This window comes from Roseateles sp. P5_B10 (genome assembly GCF_056400485.1).
The window spans coordinates 1-1,782 of record NZ_JBFULE010000970.1; the positions used below are offsets into that span (position 1 = coordinate 1).

Genomic DNA, 1,782 nt, shown 5'->3' on the forward strand with positions numbered 1-1,782 from the left:
CTGTCGAAACGGGGCATGGGCGCTGAAGGAACCTGAGGAAAGACGGGCGATTATCAGCAGGCGCGCAGGCGACCTGCCTTGGACCCTTTCGGGGGCGATTCCTGGTGTGGAAGCTCAAACAGGTTGTAGCTTCACTACAGATCCTCGGCAATCGAGTTTCCCCAGGGCGATGGCTGGCTTGCCGGGAGTTGAAAGCGTTTTCTCATTCGAGATGAGATTCCAAGGGCGAGTTTGTATTGTCGATCGGATGTAGTTTTGCTACCGTCCGCCGCGACCGTACTACACCCTTTTCAGCCCTGTGTTTGCCACTGCCCGACTCCTGAATATCCGCTGCCTTGCGCCCCTCCTTGTTTCGGGAGTTCCTGTATGAGTGCCGCCTACCCCTGGTTGGTGGCCGACGTCGGCGGCACCAATGCGCGTTTCGGCACCGTTGCCGGCCCCGGCGCCGCGGTGGAAGACGTGCGGGTGCTGTCGGTGGCGGGCCATGCGGGGCCGGCGGCCGCAGTGCGCGCATATCTGCAGGGGCAGCCAGCCGGCAAGGCCCAGCCGCAGAGTGCGGCCTTTGCGCTCGCGACGGCGCTGGACGGCGATCACATCGAGCTGACCAACGGTGCCTGGAGCTTCTCGCGCGCCGGCGCGCAGGCCGAACTGGGCCTGAAGACGCTGCTCTGCCTGAATGATTTCGAGGCCCAGGCGCTGTCGCTGCCGCGGCTGCGTGCCGACCAGCTGCGCGCCTGGGGTGTGCCCCCGCCGGCGACCGGTGACGTGGCCGTGGGCACGGTCATGGCCGTCATCGGCCCGGGCACGGGCCTGGGCGTGGGTGGCGTCGTGCGCGCCCCTGGGCGCTGGCTGGCGCTGCCGGGTGAGGGTGGGCACGCAACGCTGGCGCCGGCGGACGATTTTGAGAGCGCCGTGCTGAGCCAGGCGCGCCGCGAGTTCCCCCATGTGTCGGCCGAGCGCTTCCTGTCGGGCATCGGCCTGCCGGTGCTGTGCCGCGCCGTCGCGGCCGCGCTCGGGGAGGGCGAAGACGTCAGCTCGCTGCCGACCGAGCAGATCGTCGCCCGGGGCCTGGCCGGTGAATCGACTGCTTGCGTGCGCACGCTGGATCTCTTCTGCGCCATGCTGGGTGGTTTCGCCGGCAGCGTCGCGCTGACGCTGGGTTCGCGCGGCGGCGTCTTCATCGGCGGCGGCATCGTGCCGCGCCTGGGCGAGCGCTTCTTCCAATCGGAGTTCCGCGCCCGTTTCGAGGCCAAGGGGCGCTTCCAGCCCTTCCTGGCGGGCATCCCCACGGCCCTCATCACCGACACGCTGGCCGCATTGTCCGGCGCCGCCCTGGCGCTGGAGCAGGCCGACGCCTGACACGGCGCGCGCGGTCTGCGCGCGCCGTCTTCTCACACGCGATCTTTGGCACCACGCCGCCGCCGCGCGGCCGGTGTGGCTTCGCCTTGCGTGCTCTCGCCTTGCATGACCGCCCCTTGCGCCTTGCGTCGCCCGGACGCGATTGGTCACGCCGGCAGACCTGTTGTTAACCCCTAAGTTGATGCTGTAGTTGCGCTACAAGTTTTGACTTCTTGCGTAGTTGTTCGCCCTGATGTTTCGCCGGCAGTGTCAATTCCATGCTGGTTTACCCGCGGTTTTTGACTGAAATCGGGTCGTTTCTTCGCAACGTCTAGGGTTTACGCAGATGCTGGAAAAAATYTAGTTTTGATACAAACCTGCTCGAGACGTTGGGTTCTCGCCCACGAGACGCGCGCCGGTGGCCCCGGAGGCGGACTTCGGGCC

At 66.9% G+C, this 1,782-nt stretch carries 1 protein-coding gene; it reads left to right on the forward strand.

The window, feature by feature from the left end; all coding sequences use genetic code 11:
* The first annotated feature begins 366 nt into the window (after positions 1-366).
* Positions 367-1,359 carry a glucokinase gene (glk, locus tag AC1DU6_RS29870; RefSeq protein WP_457446348.1) on the forward strand — a complete coding sequence of 331 codons (993 nt, stop codon included), beginning with the start codon at positions 367-369 and terminating at the stop codon, positions 1,357-1,359.
* Positions 1,360-1,782: the final 423 nt, after the last annotated feature.